Annotated in this window: 5 protein-coding genes and 1 pseudogene; all 6 read right to left on the bottom strand. The window is 40.0% G+C overall.

From position 1 onward, the window contains the following. Window positions 1-324 (bottom strand): annotated as a pseudogene (locus BS19_RS14620) (transposase); the annotation flags it as partial. Window positions 325-364: 40 nt separating this feature from the next. Then, window positions 365-1,273: a type I restriction enzyme HsdR N-terminal domain-containing protein gene (locus BS19_RS14615; protein WP_051686545.1), complete on the bottom strand. Its 909-nt coding sequence runs from the start codon at window positions 1,271-1,273 to the stop codon at window positions 365-367. 618 nt (window positions 1,274-1,891) lie between these two features. After that, a complete protein-coding gene (locus tag BS19_RS14610) occupies window positions 1,892-2,479 on the bottom strand; it encodes a hypothetical protein (RefSeq protein WP_157631186.1) in 588 nt (195 codons plus the stop codon). Between the two features lie 134 nt (window positions 2,480-2,613). Then, on the bottom strand, window positions 2,614-3,042 hold the full coding sequence (locus BS19_RS14605) for a hypothetical protein (protein ID WP_038176234.1): 429 nt from the start codon (window positions 3,040-3,042) through the stop codon (window positions 2,614-2,616). A gap of 332 nt (window positions 3,043-3,374) precedes the next feature. Next, entirely contained in the window at window positions 3,375-3,854 is a 480-nt protein-coding gene (locus BS19_RS14600; protein WP_211253009.1) for a DUF4145 domain-containing protein, read from the bottom strand. Between the two features lie 693 nt (window positions 3,855-4,547). Beyond that, the gene (locus BS19_RS14595; protein ID WP_038176233.1) at window positions 4,548-4,874 is read right to left on the bottom strand and encodes a hypothetical protein; all 327 of its coding nucleotides are present in this window, start codon (window positions 4,872-4,874) and stop codon (window positions 4,548-4,550) included. Window positions 4,875-5,727: the final 853 nt, after the last annotated feature.

Below are 5,727 nucleotides of genomic sequence, written 5' to 3'. Positions count from 1 at the left end.
AACTGGCATTGTGCCGTTGTCTGGCATACTCAACCAGTTCTCGTCTTATCGCTGGCTTTACAGCTTTTTTTCTACGATGTCTTTGAGAATTCGATGCTCTAAGCTCAACTCAGCAAACATGGCTTTCAAGCGACGATTCTGCTCTTCTAAGTCTTTAAGGCGTTTGACTTCAGAGGCTTCCATCCCACCGTATTTGGCTTTCCAGTTGTAGTAGGTGGCATCTGAAATGCCGTATTCACGGCACACTTCATTGACCTTACGACCAACTTCCACTTCTTTTAAGATTTTGACGATTTGTGTTTCTGAGTAACGTGATTTTTTCATCGCGAGTTCTCCTTCTATGCTCAGTCTAAGCCGAAAAACTCTAATTTAGAGTGCCACTAAAACAGGGAGGGTTACAATTGACCCATAGAGGTAAAAAGATTTCGTTGTGGTTTTCTTCCAGGTTTTGACCAACTTTACAATCAACAGAGATTAAAAATCTTCCATCCCCAAACTTAACTGTATTTCGCTGCCCCATATCTCTACGCGAAAGAATTTCATAAGCCTCATCTGGTATTAAACCTTTCATTTGTTCAAAAACTTCAATGCCAAAATCAAAGCTTACACAATATACTTCTCCTTCATATGGTTCGATTCCTGTTGCTGTTGTAAACTTGTTTCCATCAAGTTGAGCAATATATGAAAAAGGTACATCTTGAAAAACTAAATGCTCAAACTGCTCAAATCCAACACGCTTTAGGTGCAACCCAAAGTCTTTCGCTAGTTTGTACTCAGTGTTTAGTGCATTTTGGGGACTAAGGTACTTGCCTAACGCTTCAAAGTAATTCGGAAGCTCTTCAATTTTAAAATGCAGTATGGGTCTGTCTTCACTTATTTTGTAAAGAACGAACTCCTCACCATTACAGAGTGCGAATAATGGAACTCTGATCTCTGTGTGGATCGCATACGAGTAAGCTTGTTCAACATGCTTCCCTGTTAGGATATTTTCCCCGGGTTTTTTAGCCTCTAGGACCCACGCTAGTTTTCCATCAACTTCTAATAGATAGTCTGGGATACAGGTAATTTCTTTACGTTGACTACCTATTGATATAAACGGATGCTTTAACGAACGGCTTCTTATTATCTTATTTGGTTTAGAAGCAGAATAACCCAGTGCTTTTAATATAGGAGTTATAATCTCTTCCCTTACACTATCTTCTTTAAATTCAATGTCAGTTAACATGTCCAAACTGAAATCTGACAATGGATTAAAACTCTTTTCATATTTCATGTATCTTTCACCGATGTAAATTTGCATAACGCTGCGTTAAGTAGTGAGCAACATTACCACCTAACCTAAACCATTGTGCTGTAAACACTAAATTCAAAGCAAACCAAAAATGCCTAGCGTTGCGAATCTGCCTTAAACGCCTTGTTAGTTGCCATTCTTAACCTTTGATTTCCCGTTCATTTCCACTTTGCCAACACCGTTTTTGAGCGCTTTGAAAGATTCAAATCAGGCGCAGTTTCAAAGCGCCTGTCACTGAAACCACTTGGAACTTACAACGCCGTAGAAAACCGACTAAAATCACTCAATAAACCTTTTGAAAAGACAATGTCACGAAGCTGACTTTCAACAAGTACATTAGCGTCTGAAACGGCAAAACAAAGCCACAACATTAAACATCGAACACAATTTCAGCAAACCACACACTCAGACACAAAACAGAGCAAAATTGCACGATTCATTAGTCCGAAACTTTCTGCTTTAGCCGTATTTTTCGCCGGCAACTAACGCCAAATTAAGGTGTGAACAACGCTACCGCCTTACCTAAACCATTGTGCCATAAACACTAAACTGGCTTGAAATGAAAGCGCCAAGCGTTGTGAATCACTCTTAAATTTATTGTTATGATTGTGCTAAATGGGAGTACTGTCTGTCGTTTTGGACGTATGCTTTAAGTCCATATCGTCCTTGAAAAACAGATGAAGACTCTAATAGTTGCTCATAATCTACAGTATCGATTGGGCATTTTTGGTCGTTTTTCCAACTAGCAAACGCATATACGACTAGCACTGAACCAGCATGAAGTCCTTCGTAGTAACCTTGTTGGATTAATTCATTTTTACCAACAACATCATAAAACTTATGACTCCAATATTCCTCTATTGAACCAAGTACTAGTTGGTAGTGTTCGGTACCCAGTTTTGATTTAAATACTTTGAATTTTTCTATTTCTCTCGCACACATAATCCAATTTAACCGATCACTTACAACAAGAGCTTTTTCTCCCATACCCCTCGTCAGCATTTCGAAAGCAGATTCAAGCTTTCTGACAGCCGCTTCGAAAATTTCTTTGTCGAGTGCAAGTTGCTTATCAAACTGGTTTTTACGATAAGTAAAGAATAAACCAACCAAGGCAATTATCGCAGATATGATTGAGATAAAAGCAGATACTACGGGTACTATATATTCTTCACTAACTAAAGGTTCCATAACTTCCTCGAAAATCATAACGCCCGCTTAAGTGGTGAGCAACACTACCACAACACTCAATTATTACACCGTAAACACTAAAGCCGATTCAAACCAAAACCGCCGAACGTTGCGAATCCGCCTTAAAGCGTTTGTTATGTACTTTGCTTGGTTGGGAGTTCTTTGGCACCATGTTTCTTTGCCCAAGATTCAACATCATTACCAGACCACCTTAAAGCGACGACACCTTTAGCATTGGGGCTTTCATCAATTTTACTAAGCATATTTTCACCTGCCCATAAAGCCAATAAAACTCCATTATCACGATATGGGTTTAATGTTTTCATGGAAACCATGCGAATTGGCACATCTTGATAACGAAGTACTTCGCCCTTTGATAATTTCTTCAGTGCTGTCTCTTTAATACATTGGTTAAGAACGGTACTCGTGGCATGTTTAAGTGCCGGTACAACTAAAATCAGTTCTGACTCAAATTTGTTAGCAAGTATAGATGCACTATATAGTGCAATGTTTAGTGCTTCTACATCTGGGCCTTCTGAAGGGACATAAAAACGCTCTGTCATTGATGTAATCCTCAATTAGTAAAAATTTTCGCTGCATAGTACATAACGCCGCGTTAAGTAGTGAGCAACGCCTACCACCGAACCTAAAGCATTGCACCGTAAACACCAAAACTGACTTGAACTGAAAATGCCGAACGTTGGGAATCTGTCTTGAACGCTTTGTTAGGCATTATTTCGGGATTTCAGATCTTTAGCTTCAGCATTTTGTCTTGGAGCTTCAGGGGTTAGCTGATATAGATCTTCTAATTCACGAGGTTCAGATATACCTTTTTTTACAATAAAGTTTAGCAAATCAAACAATTTTGATGCTACGAAATCAAAGTCACATTCATTCATTTCACCAGGATGTACTGCGTTGTTACCAGTGTATCTGCAACTTTTACAACTAAAGGCGGTAGTACGTTTTTTGCTGCGAGGCTTCTAATATCTTGGTCAATATTCTTGCCTTGTTCACCAAGATGCTTACATAATTTTTGTAAGCCTAAGCGTAACAACGCTGCAGCCCCTCTCGGGGAACGAGAAAAAATACTAGCCGCCTCCAAATAGTCAACTTTTACGTCTTGAGGCATATCTTCAGCAGGTAAGGGATACGAATTAACATCAGGAAATACCATAAACCCTTGAGTGTCATCAAAACCTTTCCGCTCTGTCACTTTCCAAATCGAAACTTCACTACAACATGAGCAGCACGCCTGATAAAAATTGGTAATAGTGTTACCTACTAACAAATAGTCCCATCTCATATGCGAAAAAGTACCGCACAATGGACAGTTAAATGACTTTTCTTTAAAATTGGGAACAACAAACTTCATTAGTTAACTCCTTAATACATATGATGCCTAACGCCCAATTAAGTAGTGAGCAACGCCACCACCACACCTAAACCACTGTGCCGTAAACACTAAAACCGATTCAAACCAAAAATGCCAAGCGTTGCGAATCTGCTTAAATTGTTTGTTATGCGAATTCACCTGCATAAGCCAAGTTGGGCAGATGAAGATTACATCAGACACGAAAAACCTCCAACAAACCAAGCACTTTTTGTGATTCACTGAACAACCGAAGTCACTATATTACAGACCAACTTCCAACAAGTGACTAATAGTGACTTTCAGCTAGTGACTCAACTTTTGCTTCGTGAAACCCAACGCTCTAGACCAGCAGCAAAGATGAACTGCCGATAAACTTGCCCTTACAGCGCTTTGAGCCAGCCAAACTCACCACCAACCAACTCCGAAAACCAATGAGGCAACCCGCGAACTTTGGCATGTTTTACGGCCTGAGTGATTCAAGAATTTAGGCCAAAAATGCTGATTTGCCGACACCGAAAAACAGATGGCCAAAGAGTGCGAGAAAGAGAGACATAGAAGATTTTTGCTCAGTCGCATAACGCCGCGTTAAGTGGTGAACAACGCGACCACCCAACCTAAACCATTGCGCCGTAAACACTAAAGTTGAATCAAACTGAAAATGCTAAGCGTTGTGAATCCGTCTTAAACGCTTTGTTATGCTCGTCTTTCCAGCATTGACGTAATGTCTTTTTTGAACTCATCCGAGAGGCGTTCGAATTGCTCTGGTGCAACCAAATTTTCTTCACACATTAGCATGAGCTGAATAAATGCCTTATTACGAGAATGACCATCAAAGATAAGCTTCATCTGCTTTTCTGACGTTTTGGAATACTGACACATAAAATGAAACCTTTCTCCTGCCAGTTCTGACTCGTCAGTAATAGTTTCAATGACTTCGCTCAGTTGTCTCGTACAATACAACTGAATTGCTTCATTTTTGATTTCGCAAAAGACTTTCCAATCAGACTCTTTGATACTCATGACAACCTCCATAAAGTTCCATTTTCCAGCATAGAGCATAACGCCGCGTTAAGTAGTGAGCAACGCTACCACCTAACCTAAACCATTGTGCCGTAAACACTAAAGCCGATTCAAACCAAAATTGCCAAGCGTTGCGAATCTGCCTTAAACGCCTTGTTAGTTGCCATTCTAAACCTTTGATTTCCAATCCATTACCACTTTGCCAACACCGTTTTTGAGCGCCTTGAAAAACTCAAATCAGGCGCAGTTTCAAAGCGACTGTTACTGAAACCACTTGGAACTTACAACCCCGCAGAAAACTGGCTGAAAGCACCAAAAAGCCCTTTTGGAAAGGCAATCCTACAAAGCTGACTTTCAACGTGTAAATTAGCGTCTGAAACAGCAAGACAAAACTACAACATTAAAAATCGAACACAATTTCAGCACACCACAACCAGACAAAAATCGAGCAAAACTAAAAATTTCATTAGCCCTAAATTTTCTGCCTTAGCTGCGTTTTTACCGCTGGCAACTAACGCTGCGTTAAGTAGTGAGCAACATTACCACCTAACCTAAACCATTGTGCCGTAAACACTAAATTCAAAGCAAACCAAAAATGCCTAGCGTTGCGAATCTGCCTTAAACGCTTTGTTAGTTGCCATTCTAAACCTCTGATTTCCAGTCAATTTCCACGTTGCCAACACCGTTTTTGAGCGCTTTGAAAAACTCAAATCAGGCGCAGTTTTAAAGCGCCTGTCACTGAAACCACTTGGAACTTACAACGCCGTAGAAAACTGCCTAAAAGCATCAAAAAAACCTTTTGGAAAGGCAATGTCACAAGGCTGACTTTCAACGAGTACATTCGCGTCTGAAA

It is taken from the genome of Vibrio pacinii DSM 19139 (assembly GCF_000711795.1).
Classification (GTDB): Bacteria; Pseudomonadota; Gammaproteobacteria; order Enterobacterales; family Vibrionaceae; genus Vibrio; species Vibrio pacinii.
Note: the sequence above shows the minus strand (reverse complement) of the source record. Positions and strands in the feature narration are given on the sequence as shown.